Source organism: Leptothrix cholodnii SP-6 (genome assembly GCF_000019785.1).
GTDB lineage: Bacteria > Pseudomonadota > Gammaproteobacteria > Burkholderiales > Burkholderiaceae_C > Sphaerotilus > Sphaerotilus cholodnii.
Genome location: NC_010524.1, coordinates 3,307,023 through 3,327,488, shown reverse-complemented (window position 1 = coordinate 3,327,488; position 20,466 = coordinate 3,307,023). Strand labels below are relative to the sequence as shown.

Sequence of the window (20,466 nt, the reverse complement as noted above, 5' to 3'; positions counted from 1 at the left end):
GCGCTTTCTGCCGTTCGGCTGAACCGGCGCCGCAACGACGTCAGCGCGCCACGCTCCCACCCGGTCGGGCGCCCGGCTCGGGCCAGCGCAGCCGCACCGCCAGGCCGCCGAGCCGGCGCGAGCGCTCGACCTCGACGCTCAGCCCCAGCGCGCGGGCGATGCGCCGCACGATCGACCAGCCCAGCCCGCTGCCCGGCGCATCGTTGCCGAGCACGCGGAAGAAACGCTCGCCCAGCCGCGCCAGCTCGGCGTCGGCGAGGCCGGGGCCGCCGTCGTCGATCTGCCAGCTCGGCGCGCGGCCGCGGGTGCCGCCCGGTTCGTCCGTGCCGTCGCCGATCGTGACCAGGATCGGCGTGCCCGGCGGGCTGTAGCGGATCGCGTTGTCGACCAGGTTGCGCATCAGCACGCCCAGCAGCGCGGCGTCGCCGCGGGCCTGGCAGTGCGGCGGTGCGTCGAGCTCGATCGACTGCCCGCGTGCGCGCGCCGCCGGGCTCAGGTCGGCCAGCACGCTGCGGGTCAGGGCGCTCAGGTCGAGCGGCGCCTGTGCCGCGCGCTCGTCGGCGTCGGCACTTTCGATGCGCGCCAGCTGCAGCAGCTGCGCCACCAGGTGGCTGGCGCGGTCGCAGCCCGACAGCGTGGCGCGCAGGGCGTGCTGGCGCTGCTCGGCATCGCTCTCGCGCAGCGCCACCTGGGCCTGGGCGCGGATGGCGGCGATCGGCGTGGTCAGCTCGTGGGCTGCGTCGGCGTTGAAGCGGCGCTCCTGTTCGAGCAGCATCGCGATGCGCTCGAACAGCCGGTTCAGCGCCTCGAGCAGCGGCGCCATCTCGACAAAAGGCGCCGGCAGGTGCAGCGTGTCGAGCGCCTGCGGCTCGCGCTGGCGCAGCAGCGCGGCGAGCTGGCGCAGCGGCGCCAGGCCCACCCGCACCGCCCACCACAGCGCCAGCGCCAGCAGCGGCAGCACCAGCGCCAGCGGCATGAACAGGTTGCGGATCAGCGCGCCCAGGATGTCCTCGCGCGCCTGGATGCGCTCGCCGACGAACACCTGCACGTCGCTTTCCTTGCCGCGGGTGGCGAACACCCGCCAGGCGTCGTCACCGATGCGGCGGGTCTCGATGCCGCGTATCAGCGTCGACATCGGCTCGGCCGGCGCATTGGCCGAGCGCAGCACCAGCTCGCCCTCGTGCCAGAACTGGAACGCCACCCGTGGTGCATAGCGGTACAGGTTGGGCGCGTCCTCGAGCTCGTCGTCGTCGAACTCGGGTGACTGCTGCGCCACCAGCAGCGCCGCCGCCTGCGCCAGATGGCCGTCGAGCAGCTCTTCGAGCTCGTGTTCGGTGTCGCGCCAGATCAGCAGCGCCGCGATCAGCCACGCGGCGGTGACGACCGACAGCACCAGCGCCACCAGCCGGCCCTGCAGCGAGTGGCTGCGGGCTCGGCCGGGCACCGTCAGAGGCTCGGGCGCTGCCATCAGCCGTCGACGCGCGCGATCATGTAGCCGACGCCGCGCACCGTCTCGATCAGCTCGGGCGCGAGCTTCTTGCGCAGGTGGTGGATGTGCACCTCGATCGCGTTGCTCTCGACCTCGCGGCCCCAGCTGTACAGATGCTGCTCGATCTGGTCTCGCGTGAGCACCCGCCCGGCGTTGAGCAGCAGCGCGTGCAGCAGGTCGAACTCGCGCACCGCCAGCGCGATCCGCTCGCCGCGGAAGAAGACGTCGCGCGAGCCCGGGCGCAGCTCGACCTCTCCGACCCGCAGGTTGTCCTCGACCTGACCGTGGGCGCGCCGCACCAGCGCGCGCAGGCGGGCGGCCAGTTCGTCGAGGTCGACCGGCTTGACGACGTAGTCGTCGGCGCCGAGGTCGAGGCAGTGCACCCGGTCGCGCACCGCCGCACGCGCGGTCAGCACCAGCACCGGGGTGGCGATCTTGCGCCGGCGCAGGTCGGCCAGCACCTCGATGCCGTCCTTGCCGGGCAGGCCGAGGTCGAGCACCGCGGCCTGGTAGGCGCCGGTCAGCAGCTCGCGTTCGGCGGCCGGCCCCTCGCGCACCCAGTCGACCTGGAAACCCTGCTGGCGCAGGCCGGCGCGCAGCGCGTCGCCGAGCAGGGGATCGTCTTCAACCAGCAGGATGCGCATGGGGGCTCAACTCAATCGTCGTCGTCATGGTCACGGCCGGACTGGCCGGCCGAGGTGGCCTCGGCCAGCTGCTCCGGGGTCGGCGCAGTCTGCCATTGCAGGCCCCAGAAACCCAGCACCGCCAGCAGCACCAGCGCGCCCAGCCAGCGCCACGAGCGCGTGATGCCTTGTGCGGCCGGGCCGCGTTTCATGCCGGTGATCATGCTGCGCACCAGGTTCTCGCGGTGCATCAGGCTGCCCACCGCCACGCCGACCAGGTGCACCAGCACCAGCAGCATCAGGGCGTTGGCGCCGAGTTCGTGCAGCTCCTCGAGCCAGTCGCCGGCCAGGTCGTTCTCGTTGGCCCAGCCGGTGGCGGTGGTCAGGGCGATCAGCGCCAGCAGGCCGACGATCGCCAGCGCGCCGGCCGGGTTGTGGCCGATCGGGTGCTCGGGCGTCGGCGTGACGAGCGATTTCAGATAGCGCCAGGCGGCGGCCGGTGCGCGCACGAACGAGGCAAAACGCGCATGCCGCGTGCCCACCAGCCCCCACACCAGCCGGAAGGCCACCAGCCCCGCCATCGTGTAGCCGAAGGTGATGTGCGCCAGGTGCCAGCGCTCGCTCTCGGAGGTCAGCCAGGCGCCGGCAAAGCTGATCGCCAGCAGCCAGTGGAAGACCCGCACCGGCAGGTCCCAGACCAGCACCCGGCCGGTCGGCTCGCAGGGGCTCGTGTGCGTGCTCATTTCGGGATCTTCACGTCGTGTTCGCTGTAGCGGCCCTGCTCGGTGTTGCCGTGGCAGGCCGAGCAGTTGGCCGCGCTCTTGATCGAGGGGCGCTTCCAGGTGGCGGCGTCGATCTCGTCGTGCTCCTTCTGGAACCAGCGGCTCAAGGTGATGCGGTCTTGCGGTGGCGCGGCCTGATCGCTCCGGCCGGCGTTCTGAACCAGCCAGGCGCCGATCTCCTTGGCCGCGGCAGCGTCGACCGTGGCGTCGTTGCCGAAGTGCTTGTCGAGCCCGCCCATCAGGCGCTGCCACGACTGGGCCGGCAGCAGCCCCGGCGGGTAGGCGACGTGGCAGGCGGCGCACTCGGTCACGTAGCTCGGGTTGAGCGGCACGCGCAGCTTGCGGTCGCTGTCGGCCTGGGCCACCTCGGCAATGCCCAGGCCCAGGCCCAGCGTCAGCAAGGCCAGCGACACCCGCATCCACTTGCTGCGCGGCGCCATCAGCGATCCGGTGCCGTTGGAAGACAGGTTGGAATTCATGATTTGATGCTCATCAGGTAGGCCATCACGTCGGCCTTTTCAGCGGGGGTGCAGGCTCGGGCGAGCACGTCCTTGCAGTTGCGGCCGAACCACTTCTCGATCTTGGCGACGTCGGTGAAGCGCTCCGGGTTGGCGGCCGGCGCCATCGGCGCGATGCGTTTGCCGGTGCTGGCGTGCTTGCCGTCGGCAGCCGGCTTGAGCGTGTGGCACGACGAGCAGCTCCAGTCCGCGCCGTGGCGGCTGTTGAAGAACTGCTCGCCGCGTGCGGCCTGGGCCGGTGCGCCGGCGGCGTCGACATAGCTCTTGAGCTGATCCTGCGGCGTGGTGGCCGCGCCGGCGTGTGCGGTCAGGCTGGCGGTGCAGGTCACGGCAAGCACTGCGGCGAGCCGCAGGGCGCGGTAGACATTCCATCGTGGGTGCATGGCGGCTCCTGGGGGGTGTAGCGTGGGGCGGTGTCCGATTCGGTTGTGCAGAGCATCGCCAACCGGGGTTAGCGGTTCATTAAGGTGAGCCGCCGGCTCGGTGCACACTGCGTGCTGAACGCGAAAAGCGCCCGAAACCATCCACCGATTGCCTCGGATCGACACGCCATGACCGCCTTGCAGGACCTGCTTCACATCGACCGGCCGATCATCCAGGCGCCCATGGCCGGCGCCCAGGGCAGCGCGATGGCGATCGCCGTCAGCGAGGCCGGCGGGCTGGGCTCGCTGCCGTGCGCGATGCTCACGCCGGCCGCCCTGCGCACCGAGCTGACGGCGATCCGTGCCGCCACGCAGCGGCCGTTCAACGTCAACTTCTTCTGCCACCGCCCGCCGGTGCATGACGCCGCGCGCGAGGCCGCCTGGCAGGACACGCTCGCGCCGTATTACCGCGAGTTCGGTCTCGACCCCGCCGCGATCCAGCCCGGCCCGGGCCGCGCGCCCTTCAACGCCGAGTTCGCCGCGGTGCTGGCCGAGTTCCGCCCGCCGGTGGTGAGCTTCCACTTCGGCCTGCCCGACGCCGCGCTGCTGGCGCCGATCAAGGCCTGGGGCGCCAAGGTGCTGTCGTCGGCCACCACGGTCGACGAGGCGCGCTGGCTGGTGCAGCACGGCGCCGACGCGGTGATCGCGCAGGGCCTGGAGGCCGGCGGTCACCGCGGCCTGTTCCTCAGCGATGACAGCAACGACATCAGCACCCAGGTCGGCACCTTCGCGCTGCTGCCGCAGATCGTGCGCGCCGTGCCGGTGCCGGTGATCGCCGCCGGCGGCATCGCCGATGCCTCCGGCGTGGCCGCGGCGCTGGCGCTGGGCGCGGCGGGCGTGCAGGTCGGCACCGCCTACCTGCTGTGCCCCGAGGCCAGCATCAGCGCCTTGCACCGCGCCGCGCTCGCCAGCCCGGCGGCGGCGCACACGGCGCTGACCAACCTGTTCACCGGCAGGCCGGCGCGCGGCATCGTCAACCGGCTGATGCGCGAGTGCGGACCGATCAGCGCGCTGGCGCCGGCCTTCCCGCTCGCCACCGCCGCGATCGCGCCGCTGCGCGCGGCCGCCGAGGCGCGTGGCAGCGCCGATTTCACGCCGCTGTGGGCGGGCCAGAACGTCTCGGGCTGCCAGGCGCTGCCGGCCGGTGAACTGACGCGGCGACTGTGCCCCGTCGCCGACGAGAAGGCCTGACGCCATGACCGCAATCCCCTCGCTCGACGATCTGCGCGCCACCTTCGGCGGCCGGCTGCTCACCGATCCCACCGAGATGGCGCCGTTCCTGACCGACTGGCGCGGCAAGTGGACCGGCCGCGCCCTGGCCGTGGCCCAGCCCGACCGCGCCACCGACGTGGCCGCGGTGCTGCGCTGGTGCCATGAGCATCAGGTTCCGGTCGTTCCCCAAGGCGGCAACACGGGGCTGTCGGGCGGCTCGGTGCCCGATGACTCCGGCCGCGCGCTGCTGCTGTCGCTGACACGCCTGAACCGCGTGCGCGAGGTCGACGTGCTCAACAACACGCTCACCGTCGAGGCCGGCGTCACGCTGGCGCAGGTGCAGGCTGCGGCGCTGGCGGCCGAGCGGCTGTTCCCGCTCAGCCTGGCGGCCAAGGGCAGTTGCACCATCGGCGGCAACCTGGCCACCAACGCCGGCGGCGTGCAGGTGCTGCGTTACGGCAACGCCCGCGAGCTGTGCCTGGGCCTGGAGGTGGTGACCGCCGAGGGCGAACTTTGGGGCGGCCTGCGCGCGCTGCGCAAGGACAACACCGGCTACGACCTGCGCGACCTCTACATCGGCAGCGAGGGCACGCTGGGTGTCATCACCGCGGCGGTGCTGAAGCTGTTCCCGCTGCCGGCGGCGCAGGCGGTGGCGCTGGCGGCGGTGCCGTCGCCGGCCGATGCGGTCAAGCTGCTGCAGCAGGCGCAGGCCGTGCTCGGCGCGCAGCTCACGGCTTTCGAGCTGATCAGCGACACCTGCCTCGGCCTGGTCGAAAAACACGTGCCCGGCAGCCGTCGCCCGCTGGCCGATGCCGCGCCGTGGTACGTGCTGATCGAGGCGAGCGACGCCGAGGACCAGTCCCACGCCGACGCCGCGATCGAGGCGCTGCTGGAGTCCGCGCTGGAGCAGGGCCTGGCCAGTGACGCGGCGGTGTCGAGCTCGCTGGCGCAGTTCGAGGCGCTGTGGGCGCTGCGCGAGAACATCTCCGAATCGCAGGGCGCCGAAGGCAAGACCATCAAGCACGACATCGCCTTGCCGATCTCGCGCATCGCCGAGTTCATCGAGGCCACCGATGCGGCGATCACGTCGACTTTCCCGAGCGTGCGGCTGGTCGTGTTCGGCCACCTCGGCGACGGCAACCTGCACTACAACCTGTCGCCCGCCGTGGGCCGCACCGGCGCCGGACACGCCGCCGATTTCCTCGCGCTGGAGGCGCCGCTGAACCGGCTGGTGCACGACGCGGTGGCCGCACGCGGCGGCTCGATTTCGGCCGAACACGGCCTGGGCGTGCTGCGCCGCGACGAATCGACGCGCTACAAGTCGGCGGTCGAGCTCGGGCTGATGCGTGCGCTCAAGGACGCGCTCGATCCGCTCGGGTTGATGAACCCGGGCAAATTTCTGGGCTGAACCGGCTCGCGGTTTATCGCGGCGGCACGAGCCCGAACTCGCGCGCCAGCGCCTGGTGGCGCGCTACCGTTCGACCTCGGCCTGCAGGTCCACGCCGGTCAGCGACGGCCCGATCAGGCCGATCGCCGCGCCGCGTAGCCCACATGGACCAATCCCGGCGTGTCGACCATGCCCGGACCAGGTGACCGAATTGCCCCGGGAAGTTCTGGTGAATGACAAGAAGGCGCATGTCCGCAACCGGCTCACAGCAGCCCGCTGACGGCGATGCCGATCCGCATCGTCGTGCTCGACGTCATCGTGCTGTCGAGCGATGTGCTCGCCGCCGCTGGTGCTGCAAAAGCGGCCATCGCTCCCACCAGACCCTGCGCCTGGGTGTCGGTCAACACCGAGCCGTTGCTGAAACTGAATCGCTCGACGTGGAAGGCGCTGCCCAGATACCAGTCCTTGAAGATCATCTTGTCGGTGCCGCCGGCAATCAGCATCTCGAGGTTGTTGCCCACCTTCGAGAACTGCAAATTGGCCTGCGTCAGGCTGCCCGAGAGGCTGACCCCGTCGATCACGCTCGCGGTGCTGTCGTTCTCCTGCACGGTGTCGACACCCGACCCCACGCCGAACTGGTAGGTGTCCGCACCCGTGCCGCCGATCAGGATGTCGGTTCCGGCACCCCCATTGAGGGTGTCGTTGCCAGCCAAGCCGGTCAGGGTGTTGTTGCCTGAGTTGCCAGTGAGCGTGTTGGCGAGCGTAGTACCTGTTCCGTTGATCAAGCCTGTTCCGGTCAGGACGAGGTTTTCGACGCTGCTGCCCAGGGTCAAGGTGACCGCTGACTGCACGGTGTCCGTGCCTTCGTTGGCCGCCTCGGTCACCACGTCGGTGGCGACGTTCACGAAGTAGACGTCGTTGCCGGCGCCACCGCGCATCGTGTCATTGCCGGTGCCGCCGTTGAGCGTGTCGTCACCCTCCAGGCCTGTGAGAACGTTGTTGGCCGAGTTTCCGGTCAGTACGTTTGCAAGCGTGTTGCCGGTGCCATTGCGCAGGCTGCTGCCGGTCAGCGTGAGGTTCTCGACATGGACTCCCAATGTGTACGTCACGCTGCTGCTGATGGCGTCTGTGCCTTCGTTCGCGAGTTCGGTGACGACGTCGCCGACGTTGTCCACCGTGTAACTGTCATTACCGGCGCCGCCCGACATGCTGTCTGCGCCAGTGCCGCCGTTCAAGGCATTGGCGGCGGCATTGCCGCTGAGGGTGTTGGCCAACGTATTGCCCGTGCCATTGATGGTCGCCGCTCCGATGAGGATCAGATTCTCGACATTGGTAGCCAAGGTCAACGTCACCGCCGAGCGCACGGTGTCCGTGCCGGCACTGGCCGCTTCGGTCACCACATCGGTGGACACATCGACAAAGTAGAGGTCATTGCCCGCACCGCCCACCAGGCTGTCGGTTCCAACGCCACCGTCCAAGGTGTCGTCGCCGGCGTTGCCGGTGAGGGTGTTGTTGCCCGAGTTGCCGGTCAGCACGTTGGCCAGCGTGTTGCCCGTACCGTTGATCAGGCTTGTTCCGGTCAGCGTGAGATTCTCGACGTTGGTGGCCAGGGTCAGCGTGATTGCCGACCGGACCGTGTCGATGCCTTCGCCAGCCAACTCTGTGACGACATCGCTGGTGTTGTCTACCAAGTACGTGTCGTCACCCACACCCCCGGCCATCGTGTCGATTCCCGCGCCACCGTCCAGCGTGTCATTGCCGGCCAAGCCGTTGATGGTGTCTGCGGCTGCGGTGCCTACCAAGGTGTCATTGCCCGCCGTACCCACGATCGATCCCGTGGATACAACCTCCGGGTTGACGAGGAAACCAGCGCTGCCCAGGTATTGGGTGAGGGCACTGTCCGCCAAGTTGGCGAAACCACCATCGATCGCGTAGCGGTAGGCAACGTCACCCCCGTAGGCTTGGCTGCTGCTGCTCGAAATGCGGTGCGCAGCCAGCGATGTGCTGGCGGACCAGGTCGTCAGGCCTGGATTGGCCACGATCGCTGCCTGGAAATCGGCGTAGACCGCGTTCAGGTCGTAGGGCGGTTTCAAGTCCCAAGTGCAACACCCGGGTCAATGAATAGAAGAATCGGGTTGATCGAGCTTTTTCAACACGGCTGCGAATACCTCCAGGGGCGAATGGAAGTTGTGCGTCGCGCGGGGCCGGTTGTTGAGGCTGTCAGCAATGGCATCAAGCGCATCCTGCGTATGGACCGACAGATCGGTGCCCTTGGGCAGGTACTGGCGCAGCAGCCCGTTGGTGTTCTCGCAGGTGCCGCGCTGCCAGGGGCTGTGCGGATCACAGAAGTAGACCTTCACGCCGGTCGCGGCGGCCAACGCCTGGTGGCGGCTCATCTCCCGGCCCTGGTCGTAGGTCAGACTCTGGCGCATCGGCGCGGTGATCGAATTGAGCTTGGCAGCAAAGCCCGCCAGCGCTGAAGCGGCCGTCGCATCGTCCATCTTGGCCAGCAAGACCAGACGGCTGGTGCGCTCTACGAGCACGCCCACCGAGGACTGATTGCCCGCGCCCTTGATGAGGTCGCCCTCCCAGTGACCGGGCAGGAGTCGATCCTCGACCTCAGGCGGACGCACGTGGATGCTCACCATCTCGGGGATCTGGCCGCGCCGATCCTGGCCCCGCGTGCGTGGCAGGCGTGTACTGTGGCCCTGGCGCAGGCAGGCGATGAGTTGGCGACGCAACTCACCGCGGGGTTGCGCGTAGATGGCCGTGTAGATGGTTTCGTGGGACACGCGACGTTCGGGCTCTTGGGGGAACACGCGCTCGAGCGTAGCGGCGATCTGCTGGGGCGACCACTTCCAGCCCAGCAGGATCTGCACGACGCTCCACATCACACTGCGCGGATCGAGTTTGGCCATCGGTCGACTGGCCTGGCGGCGCGCGGTGCGCATCGATTGCGCGGGCACACTCGCATACCCGCCCGCAGTGCTGACGTTGCGGCGCAGTTCGCGACTGACCGTGCTCGCCGGCCGCCCCAGCGCACGCGCCATGGCGCGAATGCTGCACCCCTGCTGTTTCATGCTCGCCAGCGTCATGCGCTCTTCGGGTTGAAGTTGTCTGTACGTCGATCTGTCTTGCATCTGGGCACCTTACCGGAGGCAAGGTGTTGCACTTCAGATTTGAGGCCGCCTAGGTTTGAATCGAATTCAGCGCGACTGTTTGCAGAATGGTCGTGGGCAGGGGGCCGACGATATTCAAGGCAACCGAGCCCTTGGTGCCGAATCCGATCGTAGGAAAACCTCCCCCTGTCGAACTAGACGAAAGAGCGACTTCGCTGGCACCTATACCGCCAAGCGATAGCACAAATGTTGAATTGGTGCCTACATCGAGATGGATTTCGTCGTCACCATCGCCGCTATTGAATAATCCCAACACCTTCATCCCGACACCACTGAAATCGCCCACATCGGCGAAGTCGTTGCCAGTGCCGCCAATCAAGATGCCCGTGCTGTACAAGGACGATTCATCCAGTCCGTCGCCCCCATCCAGGAGATCGACACCCTCGTCGCTCCAGAGGTGATCGTCGCCTGAACCTCCGAACAGCAAGTCGTTGCCGACCCCACCATCGAGGGTATCGTTACCCCCAGCCCCGGATATGCGGTCATTGCCAGCCGCACCGCTGAGTACGTCGCTCCCGGCGAGCCCGTCAGCTGCATCATTGCCACTGCTGCCGTACCAGACATCGTCAGAGGTCGAGAGAACAGATGTATTCAACCGCGACAGAAGTGCAGTTGAGTTCCATAGGGTTCCATCATCAAATTGCACCCGATAGGCTTGGTAGTTCAGATCAGTCGGTAAAACGGGAGATCGCATCCAGTCTCGCAAGGCGATCCAGTCGTTTGTGCCAGTCACCCCAATATAAAGATCTGATTGATCCCTCGATACGATTATCTGTGCGGGCAAGAGGCTTTGTATTCGAATGATGTTGTCGTCGGCGACACCGTCTCTGCTATCAGTAACCGAATCACGCCCAGAGCCAGGTGCGAAAATATAGGTATCTGCTCCAGTTCCACCATTGAGCCGATCTCGATCGGCACCCCCTGTCAATGTATCGTTACCACCGAGTGCGACGATCTCATCGTCGCCGGCAAGTCCATTCAACAAATCGACGGTGTCAGTTCCATTGATCACATCTGAAAATGGCGTGCCCGCTTCCTTGCTGACATGATCAGTAATATCCGTAGGTGACCAGATGGTGCCGTCGGCGAATTTGATGTTCTCAATTGCCCGCGTGCCATTCACGGTGCGTTGTATGCTGACGCGATCGAATGAAGAATAAAAAATCTCAAGCGGACCGGCTGCCTGCTCGCTTAGGAATAACTGCGAAGCGGTGATTCCAGCGCCGAAATAAACCGTATCAGCCCCCTCTGTATCGCTGACGATATCGATGCCATCGCCTGCAACGAAGGTGTAGGTGTCATTGCCAGCTTCACCCTGCAAAAAGTCATCGCCCTGCACGCCATTAATGCGATCTGCGTTCGCAGTGCCGACTATGACGTCCGAGCCTGCGGTCCCAGTGAACTCCAATTTGGCCAGTAGATCATCGGCCTGCCACACGGTGCCGTCGGCGAATTCAACTAGCAGTTCCGTTTGAGATGCGATCTCCAGGTATTGGCTGCTTAATAACACTTGACCGCCGGCACTGTTCACGTCTAAGCGTATGCGGCGCACACTGATGCCGTTATTGGTGGATGCTGATTGCTCTTGCCAATACGTGTCGAACGAATCATCCCAACGAACACTAATGTCACTGGATGAAATGCCACTGCCGAATCGCACGACTTCCGTTCCGCCATCAGTCCAGGCCCGACGCGCTGCAATCGTGTCGACACCATCGCCACGCGAGAACTCATACACATTGACGCCCGCGCCGCCGTCCAGCTTATCATTGCCGATTCCGCCGTTCAAGGTGTCGTCTCCCGAGTGACTCCAGATCAAGTCATCCCCGACGCCTCCCCATATAGTGTCATTTCCCGCGAGCCCATAGAGATAGTTCTGGAAACCATCTCCTTCAATAAAATCACTTGTCATGCCTCCAAAGGCAGTGTTGCCAGGAAGTACAAGTTCACCGGTCGGAATTCCGTTTGAAGACCATATATCCTGCGCTGTCAGTGTTGATCCATCTGAGAACCTCACGATATCGATCGAGTCAGAATAATCATCACCTTCAAAGAAGCCGTGGATGTCTACGCTATTAATTATGTTTTGACCGGGCTGCGGATTGTATCCGATCGATAAGTTCACGTCGCCCGAAATAGAGGACCATGATCGACCAATGGAAATATTTTCGCGAGTGATGCCCGGGCCTAGATTTAGGGTGTTGACGGACTGGCCATCAACAGCCAGCTCAACGATGACGTCCATTCCGGAGTTTGTTGTCAGGTGGTAATTGTCGCTCCCATACCCGCCGTCAAGGTAGTCATTTCCAGCCGACGGGCGCAGATCGTCGTTTCCGAAGGAGGCATACACCACATCGGTGCCATTGGTGCCAGCTATAACGTCACTGCGGTCCGATGCCACAGTCGGGATAATCAGGGTTGCCAGTATTGCAGTGCTCCAAATCAGACCATCGGAGAAATTGATCTGATCGATCTGGCTCACAGAATCAGCCGCAAAATGATTTTTGACGATGATGCGGTCGTAGTCGCCGACATACAGAACAAGATCATTTTCAGCACGATTGACGATCACTTGTGCGGCTGTAATGTCCGCCCCAAACTTGATCACGTCAGTGGTAGTGGCACTGTCTACTGCACTATTGTCGACTTCATCCAGTCCATCCCCAAGATCAAACGAGGCGGCCTCAAATCTGAAGTGCAACACCTTGCCTCCGGTAAGGTGCCCAGATGCAAGACAGATCGACGTACAGACAACTTCAACCCGAAGAGCGCATGACGCTGGCGAGCATGAAACAGCAGGGGTGCAGCATTCGCGCCATGGCGCGTGCGCTGGGGCGGCCGGCGAGCACGGTCAGTCGCGAACTGCGCCGCAACGTCAGCACTGCGGGCGGGTATGCGAGTGTGCCCGCGCAATCGATGCGCACCGCGCGCCGCCAGGCCAGTCGACCGATGGCCAAACTCGATCCGCGCAGTGTGATGTGGAGCGTCGTGCAGATCCTGCTGGGCTGGAAGTGGTCGCCCCAGCAGATCGCCGCTACGCTCGAGCGCGTGTTCCCCCAAGAGCCCGAACGTCGCGTGTCCCACGAAACCATCTACACGGCCATCTACGCGCAACCCCGCGGTGAGTTGCGTCGCCAACTCATCGCCTGCCTGCGCCAGGGCCACAGTACACGCCTGCCACGCACGCGGGGCCAGGATCGGCGCGGCCAGATCCCCGAGATGGTGAGCATCCACGTGCGTCCGCCTGAGGTCGAGGATCGACTCCTGCCCGGTCACTGGGAGGGCGACCTCATCAAGGGCGCGGGCAATCAGTCCTCGGTGGGCGTGCTCGTAGAGCGCACCAGCCGTCTGGTCTTGCTGGCCAAGATGGACGATGCGACGGCCGCTTCAGCGCTGGCGGGCTTTGCTGCCAAGCTCAATTCGATCACCGCGCCGATGCGCCAGAGTCTGACCTACGACCAGGGCCGGGAGATGAGCCGCCACCAGGCGTTGGCCGCCGCGACCGGCGTGAAGGTCTACTTCTGTGATCCGCACAGCCCCTGGCAGCGCGGCACCTGCGAGAACACCAACGGGCTGCTGCGCCAGTACCTGCCCAAGGGCACCGATCTGTCGGTCCATACGCAGGATGCGCTTGATGCCATTGCTGACAGCCTCAACAACCGGCCCCGCGCGACGCACAACTTCCATTCGCCCCTGGAGGTATTCGCAGCCGTGTTGAAAAAGCTCGATCAACCCGATTCTTCTATTCATTGACCCGGGTGTTGCACTTGGGACTTGAAACCGCCCGAATATAGGTCGCTGCCCCAGCCGCCGGCCAGACTGTCGTTGCCCCAGCCGCCTATGAGAGTATCGTTGCCGGCTTGACCGGAGACATGGTCGTTGCCATTATTCGCACGTATGAGGTCGGCCACCGCCGTGCCAACGATGATGTCATCCAGAGTACTGCCGGCGACCCCGCGCGCGAGCAGTTCTTCGTAGGTCAGTATTCCGCCATCCGCAAATTCGAAGCGAGTTACTGGTGAGTTAGTGGAATTGGCAATGTCGTAGCCTGTCAGAGTTAGGCGATTTGCCGATTCGCTTCCCACCTGAACAGACAAGCCTCCATTCAGGCTGACACTGATATCGTCAGCAGATATTCCTTCGCCAAACCGGATTCGGTTTGGCGCTGATTGTCCGTTCTCGTCTATGGCCGAACCGCCTCCTCTTACCGTATCGGCGCCGTCGCCCAAGCTGTACAGGACGGTCGTATCGCCCGCCCCAATGGTAATCTCGTCGTCGCCGCGGCCACCTGAAAGAACAGCATGAGCAGTCTGCGAACCGATAATGTCACCCCACACGCCGCCGTACCACATCAAATGACCTGAAGCATCTACAGAACTGAGGCCATCAAACCGTGTGCTGTAACTGCCGATGAGTTCACCGGCTGAACGTGACTGGTTGCCACCAATCGAATACTTGAATCGCCCTGACATGCCGCCATCGACTGCGAAAATATCAGTTCCGATGTTGATAACCAGGGCATTGCCATTGATTGAAAAATTGGGCGATGTGGCAACGCTGTTGATCACGAAGTTTTCAAAAACTATATTCTCGATGCCCGCTTCATCGTAGATCGACTCGGCCGTGCCTTGTCCCGTCAGGCCGCCATCCCCCACTCTCAAAACATAAGTGTCATTGCCTTTTCCACCATTCAAGACATCGCCGCCGGCCCCGCCAATCAGAACATCGCTTCCACCACCGCCATTCAACTGATCGTCGCCAGAACCGCCCTCAAGGTAGTCTTGACCGTCAAACTCTTCTGGTGTCGAAGCAAGGCTACGATCATCACCCCAGATCTTGTCGTTGCCTTCGCCCCCATAGATAACGTCATCGCCACCCTGTCCCATCAATATGTCGTTCCCGAGCCCGCCGTCGATGACATCGGCGCCGTGCACGGTCCCAGCAGTCGCTGCTACTGATTCGGTTACCGGAACGACCGGGCCATCGCCCCAAATACGGTCGACATCCGCGCCACCCAGCAGAATGTCTGAGCCTCCCATGCCAGTGATTTCGTCGTTGCCTTCGCCACCCAACACGACATCACTGCCAGTACCTGCCAAGACAAAATCATTACCCGTACCGGCATCTATGAAGTTGCCGGCATCACTGGGCTGCTGGTCACGCTGGATCGTGGTTGTCAATAGGGCGCCGTAAAACCCTTCACTGTCCAGTGCGGGAGACTGGATCAACCAATTGAATCCAGACGCAAGAAGGTTCGGATAGGACTGTACTGGCGACACGAAGTTTGTCGCTATCGGATATGTGAGCACACCCGAACTAGAGCCATAAATGATGTCGGTTCCGGAACCGCCGAAAAGGTTGTCAGCGCCGACCCCACCCATCAGCACGTCGTTACCGATTCCCCCATCGATCCAGTCATCGCCAGCGCGACCTAGCAATGCATCATCACCGGCAAGTCCCAGAACGATGTCGGCACCAGCAGAAGCCGTGATCAAATCAGCCGAACCTGCCAGCGGCCCCGCAGAAACATAGTTCCCATCGGCGTCAAAAGCGTATTTGGTCGTGTCCGTCGGACTTTTTTGCTTGATGAATTCTCCGGGAAAAATTCTTGTACCAGTCTGCGTCGCAGCCACGTCTGACAACGTGATGCCAACGCTGCGATTCACCGTCCAATCGCGCACGATGATGCGGTCGCTGCGGTCTGAAATGCTAATGATCAGGTCTTTTTGCGTTGCACTGGCACTGACGAGCGCGTAGGTATATCGGCGATCCGCGCTACGCCAAACGCCTTCGCCGACCTTGGTGGTGCTGGCACCGTTCAGGAGCACGCCGTCCATCGTGATGGAACCCGAGCCGTCTGCGTCAACGATCACATCCTTGCCAAATTCTCCCGCTGAAGTGACAAATTTGTAGGTGTCGAGTCCAAGGCCACCGTTGAGCGTGTCATTACCCAAGCCGCCGTCGAGGGTGTCGTTGTCGATACCACCGAGAAGGTTGTCGTTGCCATCACCGCCGTCCAAGACGTTTGAACCGGAATTGCCTTCGAGATAATCATTGCCACCTTGGCCACTCAGAGTGTCATTGCCAGCACCTCCATAAAGGTGGTCATTGCGACCGGAACCGGAAATTGAATCTGCAGCATCACCACCGAAGAGGATTTGTACTCGCAGGTTTATCAGATCTGCGGTGCCGACCAAGATTCGAGTACCAAGTGTGCCGTCATTCTTCCGGACTTCGTAGTTGGTCGATTCAGTAATGGTGCGGCCAGACATACCGCCGGTAATCGCTCCCGTGGTGCCGGCTTTGTTGCGCACGACGAGCCAGTCAGTCATCGCAGCGCGGTCACGTATCCATGCGTCAGTTATGTTGCCAGTGCCTGCAATGGCGTCATACAGGCTGAACTGCTGTGCAACTGTGCTGTCGACAGCCACACTAATGACAGATAGTGCGCCCAAAGCAGCGCGAACATTGACGTCAGTCGCAGCACGCGATGCCAAGGCTGCCGCGTTGGCTGGCAGTAACTTGACGGCCAACGCCTGAAGTTGGGTCAGCGTGTAGCCAGCAAAGAACTCTTGGGATTGCGTCTTGAAGTTGGCGTCGGTGGTTGTGCCAATCAATGTCTGTCCCTTTGTGGCCCCAGATACCATATCGAGGATTGTCGCGCTACCAATATCAGAGACCTGCGACAAAACGATTCCCGCTTTTTGATTTTGAGACACAATCAACTGCTTAAACCATGCTCGAGGATCGAATCCGGCCGTAATAATTTCACCGATTGAATTAATCGTAAGGCCGATCGTTGCATCCGTAAGAATTGAATCAAATCCGCTTGCGGAACTAAACAGTGTTGCTGATGTGCGATCGAATGCCGTTTTGAATGAGTCCCATGTAAACAGTACTTGCTTTAGGTCAAGTAGGGTATCGAAAGTGGGCGATGTTTGCCCGTCCGTCCACAATAGTCGATCGGTGTACTGACCGTTCAGTTTTCCGAGCATTACGATGCCGGGCCAAGCTTGGTTAAGATTTAGTTCAGAACCAGTTACTTCATTACCTGGATATAATATATTTCTCACGCCTAGCAGGTCGCTGTTTCCAATCTCCTGCACTGAGGGGAGAAAGCCCTGTGTCTGCGAGCCTGCAGCGACTATCTGGTCGACAAACAAGCGGCCAACTTCGTTCGACGCCTCTTGCAGTTTTTCATCGGAAAACGTGAATCCACGTAGTTCGCCTTCGCGTCGGTTGTATTCTCGGATAATTTTCGAAAATAGGCCTTGGCTTTTGTTGACCTGATAGCCACCTATTAGCCATGTTAGGGAGTTCTTAATATCCCCTCTTGGCATTACCATGAGTAAAGACCGTAGCAGGTCGTCAGGGCTATTCTCAGGCACGCCGAGTACTGCCGTAACCACATACCGATAAACAGGTGCGTAGGCACCTATGGCGCTTCCTTGCGAAGCACCTTGTGCACCGAGCGTAGCAATACGGTTGATTTGGACCTGCGTAAAGTTAAAATTTGTTGGCATGGTTCAATCCCTGATATGGTTGACTTGAAGGTGCTGCTTGGTCTCCTTAATGGCTTTGCGCCACTCAGGAAGATAGGCGACTGGGAAGTCGATCTGAACGGCTATTCCTGGTGCGAAGACATAGCCGTATCTACATCGGTCCTGATTTAATCCGTTGGTTTGTGCGGATAAACTGCTGGTGCCAATAGGTACTTGGCACCCTATCTCGATGAGGCTGCCGTCTTCGTTTTTCATTGAAGAATCGTCGCTGACATAAAGGATGTTTGCTCCTGATGTCGGGGATTCGCGCCACTCGATGAGTCCAATTTCCGGAAGTGGTCGCTTGGTACTCGTTGGACTTCTTAGGATAGAATCTATGGACATCAGCAGACGATCGTTGGTCTGCATTGAACGGCGCTGATTGTCGGTCTCTATACAGAAGATGCGTAGTTGTCCGTACAGGCCGTGATCTTTGCCATCAGGATAAATCTCACGATCGGATTCGCTGTTGCCGCGACTCCAATCCACCAATGATGTTTGCGCGAAAGCCTGCGCACCTGGAAATGGCTTGTTGTATTCTATCCACCCGAGATGGGGTGGTTTAAATTTCCAGTGATGTATACCGACCCAAACATCGATGCTACCATCTGACGATAAATATCCAGAATAGTTTGAACTCACCCTTTGGCCGGTGGCTTTGATCTTGGCGGTCGCCTGATCTATGCACGACTTTGACTGTTCTCCGATAAATTCAGAAACCTTATCATTCGTTTCCGGTGAGTTGAGTGAGGGGGCACGTTCGCACGCCGTCAAAGTAAGAAAAAATACTGCGAACGCCCCGAACCGAGCCACAATATTCACGCTGATTCCGTCAGCCCTTCGGAACGAAGTTCGCCCAAATAGGAGGTTCATAGCATTGATTCCTGTTGACGTTGAAATGATTTAGCATCACCGCTCCCCTAGACTTTCACTCACCTGCCGGTGAATCGGACTGAGCAGATACTCGATAACCCGCCGCCTGCCGGTCTTGACCTCCGCCGTCACATTCAACCCGGCGCCCAGCCGGACGCGTTTGCCGTCGATGTCGAGGTCGTTTTTCTGCAACTGCAGCCGCGCCGGAAACACTGCTTGCCCAGCCTGCGCTGAATTACCCGCCTGCAGGGGTGCCCCCGCCCCATCACTGCGCTGCCCGGCCGCCACCGCGTCCGCCGCCACCCACTGCACCGTCGCCGCCAGCGTGCCGTAGCGCGTGAAGTTGAACGTCTCCAGCTTGATCTGGGCGGCTTGGCCTGGCTGCACAAACCCGATGTCCTTGTTGTCGAACTGCACCTCGGCAGTGAGCGGCGCGTCGGTGGGCACGATCACCATCAAGACCTGCGCAGGCGTGACCACGCCGCCGGCCGTGTGCACGGCCAGTTGCTGCACCGTGCCCGCCACCGGCGCGGTGAGTCTTGTCTGACGGCTGCGCTGGTCGGCCTTGCGCCCGGCCTGGCCGAGCTGAGCCAGTTCGAGCCGGGCCTTGGTGGCGCGCTCCTGCAGCGTGCGGCGCAGCTCGGCGAGGTAGGCCGCACGGGCCTGCTGCCCCTCGGCGAGGCTGGCCTGCGTCTCGGCCAGGCGCGCTTCGGCGGTGGCCAGGTCGCGCTCCTGCTCGACTCGTTCGCGGGTGCGGTCCTGGCCGGCGTGGTGGGCCACGAAGCCCTGTTCGCTCAAACCCTGGATGTCGCGCTCGCGCTGCTGCGGTACGTGTCAACATAGTTGTCGCCTGAGTCATGCAGCTTCGGGCTGTTTGCCGAGCTGATCCAGGTGGGCCGTAATGACTGCGTCCCGTTCGGGATTGAGCGTCACGGCCGAGATCACTTTCCAGTTGCGCGTCGGCCCCGACCACCTTGCGGGGTTGGCCCGTCGAGCGCTCAGGTACAGCTCGTGGCGTGCATCCAGAATCGCCCGGTCCTCACCCGCATGCCGCTGCGCCGGGCTCACATATCGGATACCGCTGTGGCGGTGCTCGACGTTGTACCAATGCACAAAGCCGGCCGCCCACATGCGCGCGGCCTGCAGATCCGCAAACCCCTTGACCGGGAACTCCGGCCTGTATTTGGCCGTGCGGAACAGGCTTTCCACGAACGCGTTGTCGTCGCTCACCCTGGGGCGCGAGTACGACGGTTTCACACCCAGCCAGTTCAGCATCGCCAGCACCGTGGTGGCCTTGAGCGTGGCGCCGTTGTCCCCGTGCAGAACGGGTTTGCGGACCTTGGCCGCAATGCCTTCGGCCAGCGCGCATCGCCGCACCAGATGGGCCGCGTGATCGGCATCGTCGGCCTCGTGCACTTCCCAGCCCACGATCTTGCGGCTGTACAGATCCAGGATCAGGTACAGGTAGAACCAGCGCCCCACCACCGTGGCGGGCAGATAGGTCATGTCCCAGCACCACACCTCGCCCGGCGCGCACGCGATGTGCGTGCTCGGCGGCTTGCTCGTGCTGGGCGTCCTGGCTCTTCCCCTGCGCATGTTCTGGCCTTGCTCGCGCAACACCCGCGCAAAGGTGGATTCGCTGGCCAGATACACCCCTTCGTCGGCCAGCATCGGCACGATGCGCGCGGGTGGCATGTCGGCAAACCGGGGCTCGTTGGCCACGCAGACAATCCGCTCTCGCTCGGCGGCACTCAACGCGCGGGCAGGTTGGGGACGAACGGCACCGGGTCTGCCGTCACCTCGCTCCAGCCCCGCCGATTTCCACCGCTGCAGCGTGCGCACGCTGATGCCCACCATCTCGCAGGCCTGTCGCAGTCGCGCCCCCTTGGCATGGGCCGTCTCCACTTCTCGGGTCAACTCACGGCGATCTTCGAGTCCGATCATTCGTCCTCGCCCCTGTTGAAGATCGCCTCGACTTTTTTTGACAGTACCAGCAGCGCCGCCGTCTCAGCCAAGGCCCGGTCCTTGCGCCGCAGTTCGCGCTCCAACTCCTGGATGCGCTTGCGGTCGAGTTTGGTCTGCTGCGGACTGGCCCGCGCTTCTTCGGGCGCTGCCAACGCCTGTGTGGCCGACGCCCGCCACTGATCAAGTTCCTGGGGGTACACGCCGTTCGTGCGGCACCATGCGCTCTTGGAGGCTTCATCCATGGCCGCCGTCGTCAGCACGGCATCAAACCTCGCCGCCGCGGTCCATACCCGCTCACGTTCGGGCTGACCCAGGGCTTCGCTGCGCCAGCGCTCCAACGTGGCCGACGAAACTCCTGTCTCCAGTGCCACGTCTTCCAGCGATGCACTCTCAGGTGGCAACAACCTCGCCACCGCCTTGTCCTTGAACGCTTGTCCGTATCGGGCCACTTCCGTCTCTCTTCCTACCCCCGGGA

The 20,466-nt window shown here is 63.0% G+C and carries 15 protein-coding genes; 3 read left to right on the top strand and 12 right to left on the bottom strand.

What is annotated here, in order from left to right:
• Positions 1–40: 40 nt before the first annotated feature.
• From LCHO_RS15065 to LCHO_RS15045, 5 genes are read right to left on the bottom strand one after another with little or no spacing between them, the layout of a single operon-like run.
• The gene (locus LCHO_RS15065) at positions 41–1,468 is read right to left on the bottom strand and encodes an ATP-binding protein (RefSeq protein WP_012348023.1); all 1,428 of its coding nucleotides are present in this window, start codon (positions 1,466–1,468) and stop codon (positions 41–43) included.
• Positions 1,468–2,133, bottom strand: coding sequence for a response regulator (locus LCHO_RS15060; RefSeq protein ID WP_012348022.1), 666 nt, complete (start codon positions 2,131–2,133; stop codon positions 1,468–1,470). The genes LCHO_RS15065 and LCHO_RS15060 overlap by 1 nt, the downstream gene beginning before the upstream one ends.
• A gap of 11 nt (positions 2,134–2,144) precedes the next feature.
• Positions 2,145–2,855: a cytochrome b/b6 domain-containing protein gene (locus LCHO_RS15055; protein ID WP_012348021.1), complete on the bottom strand. Its 711-nt coding sequence runs from the start codon at positions 2,853–2,855 to the stop codon at positions 2,145–2,147.
• Positions 2,852–3,373, bottom strand: a complete 522-nt coding sequence (locus tag LCHO_RS15050) for a diheme cytochrome c (protein WP_012348020.1) — start codon at positions 3,371–3,373, stop codon at positions 2,852–2,854. Before LCHO_RS15050 ends, LCHO_RS15055 begins: the two co-directional genes overlap by 4 nt.
• Positions 3,370–3,795, bottom strand: a complete 426-nt coding sequence (locus LCHO_RS15045; protein ID WP_012348019.1) for a DUF1924 domain-containing protein — start codon at positions 3,793–3,795, stop codon at positions 3,370–3,372. The genes LCHO_RS15050 and LCHO_RS15045 overlap by 4 nt, the downstream gene beginning before the upstream one ends.
• A 168-nt stretch (positions 3,796–3,963) precedes the next feature.
• Here LCHO_RS15045 and LCHO_RS15040 point away from each other — a divergent pair, with 168 nt between their 5' ends.
• Positions 3,964–5,025, top strand: a complete 1,062-nt coding sequence (locus LCHO_RS15040) for an NAD(P)H-dependent flavin oxidoreductase (RefSeq protein WP_012348018.1) — start codon at positions 3,964–3,966, stop codon at positions 5,023–5,025.
• Between the two features lie 4 nt (positions 5,026–5,029).
• Positions 5,030–6,454, top strand: coding sequence for an FAD-binding oxidoreductase (locus tag LCHO_RS15035; RefSeq protein WP_012348017.1), 1,425 nt, complete (start codon positions 5,030–5,032; stop codon positions 6,452–6,454).
• Between the two features lie 242 nt (positions 6,455–6,696).
• Here the strand turns inward: LCHO_RS15035 and LCHO_RS15030 are convergent, their stop codons facing one another.
• Genes LCHO_RS15030 through LCHO_RS22830 form a run of 3 tightly spaced genes read right to left on the bottom strand, consistent with a single transcriptional unit; the run spans position 6,697 to position 12,313 of the window.
• Positions 6,697–8,526, bottom strand: a complete 1,830-nt coding sequence (locus tag LCHO_RS15030) for a calcium-binding protein (protein WP_050757374.1) — start codon at positions 8,524–8,526, stop codon at positions 6,697–6,699.
• A 21-nt stretch (positions 8,527–8,547) separates the two neighbouring features.
• A complete protein-coding gene (locus tag LCHO_RS15025; RefSeq protein WP_043703846.1) occupies positions 8,548–9,573 on the bottom strand; it encodes an IS30 family transposase in 1,026 nt (341 codons plus the stop codon).
• 49 nt (positions 9,574–9,622) lie between these two features.
• A complete protein-coding gene (locus LCHO_RS22830) occupies positions 9,623–12,313 on the bottom strand; it encodes a calcium-binding protein (protein WP_150105489.1) in 2,691 nt (896 codons plus the stop codon).
• A 26-nt stretch (positions 12,314–12,339) separates the two neighbouring features.
• Between LCHO_RS22830 and LCHO_RS15020 the strand changes: the two genes are divergently transcribed.
• A complete protein-coding gene (locus tag LCHO_RS15020; protein WP_043703846.1) occupies positions 12,340–13,365 on the top strand; it encodes an IS30 family transposase in 1,026 nt (341 codons plus the stop codon).
• Here the strand turns inward: LCHO_RS15020 and LCHO_RS23440 are convergent.
• The 4 genes from LCHO_RS23440 to LCHO_RS15005 all read right to left on the bottom strand — a co-directional run bounded on the left by LCHO_RS23440 (position 13,359) and on the right by LCHO_RS15005 (position 20,440).
• Positions 13,359–17,135, bottom strand: coding sequence for a calcium-binding protein (locus tag LCHO_RS23440; protein ID WP_150105488.1), 3,777 nt, complete (start codon positions 17,133–17,135; stop codon positions 13,359–13,361). The two genes, LCHO_RS15020 and LCHO_RS23440, sit on opposite strands and share 7 nt — an antisense overlap.
• A 3-nt stretch (positions 17,136–17,138) precedes the next feature.
• Positions 17,139–17,975 carry a hypothetical protein gene (locus LCHO_RS23435; protein ID WP_150105487.1) on the bottom strand — a complete coding sequence of 279 codons (837 nt, stop codon included), beginning with the start codon at positions 17,973–17,975 and terminating at the stop codon, positions 17,139–17,141.
• Positions 17,976–18,062: 87 nt separating this feature from the next.
• Positions 18,063–18,806 carry an HlyD family type I secretion periplasmic adaptor subunit gene (locus LCHO_RS15010; protein ID WP_262925501.1) on the bottom strand — a complete coding sequence of 248 codons (744 nt, stop codon included), beginning with the start codon at positions 18,804–18,806 and terminating at the stop codon, positions 18,063–18,065.
• A 75-nt stretch (positions 18,807–18,881) separates the two neighbouring features.
• A protein-coding gene (locus LCHO_RS15005; protein WP_085986844.1) for an IS3 family transposase occupies positions 18,882–20,440 on the bottom strand; the annotation gives its coding sequence in 2 pieces (ribosomal slippage) (positions 18,882–20,002 and positions 20,002–20,440; 1,560 coding nt in all).
• Between the last annotated feature and the right edge of the window lie 26 nt (positions 20,441–20,466).

Coding starts and splice junctions, on each gene's coding strand:
- LCHO_RS15065 (WP_012348023.1), bottom strand. CDS start 1,468: ATGGCAGCGCCCGAGCCTCTGACGGTGCCCGGCCGAGCCCGCAGCCAC.
- LCHO_RS15060 (WP_012348022.1), bottom strand. CDS start 2,133: ATGCGCATCCTGCTGGTTGAAGACGATCCCCTGCTCGGCGACGCGCTG.
- LCHO_RS15055 (WP_012348021.1), bottom strand. CDS start 2,855: ATGAGCACGCACACGAGCCCCTGCGAGCCGACCGGCCGGGTGCTGGTC.
- LCHO_RS15050 (WP_012348020.1), bottom strand. CDS start 3,373: ATGAATTCCAACCTGTCTTCCAACGGCACCGGATCGCTGATGGCGCCG.
- LCHO_RS15045 (WP_012348019.1), bottom strand. CDS start 3,795: ATGCACCCACGATGGAATGTCTACCGCGCCCTGCGGCTCGCCGCAGTG.
- LCHO_RS15040 (WP_012348018.1), top strand. CDS start 3,964: ATGACCGCCTTGCAGGACCTGCTTCACATCGACCGGCCGATCATCCAG.
- LCHO_RS15035 (WP_012348017.1), top strand. CDS start 5,030: ATGACCGCAATCCCCTCGCTCGACGATCTGCGCGCCACCTTCGGCGGC.
- LCHO_RS15025 (WP_043703846.1), bottom strand. CDS start 9,573: ATGCAAGACAGATCGACGTACAGACAACTTCAACCCGAAGAGCGCATG.
- LCHO_RS15020 (WP_043703846.1), top strand. CDS start 12,340: ATGCAAGACAGATCGACGTACAGACAACTTCAACCCGAAGAGCGCATG.
- LCHO_RS23440 (WP_150105488.1), bottom strand. CDS start 17,135: ATGCCAACAAATTTTAACTTTACGCAGGTCCAAATCAACCGTATTGCT.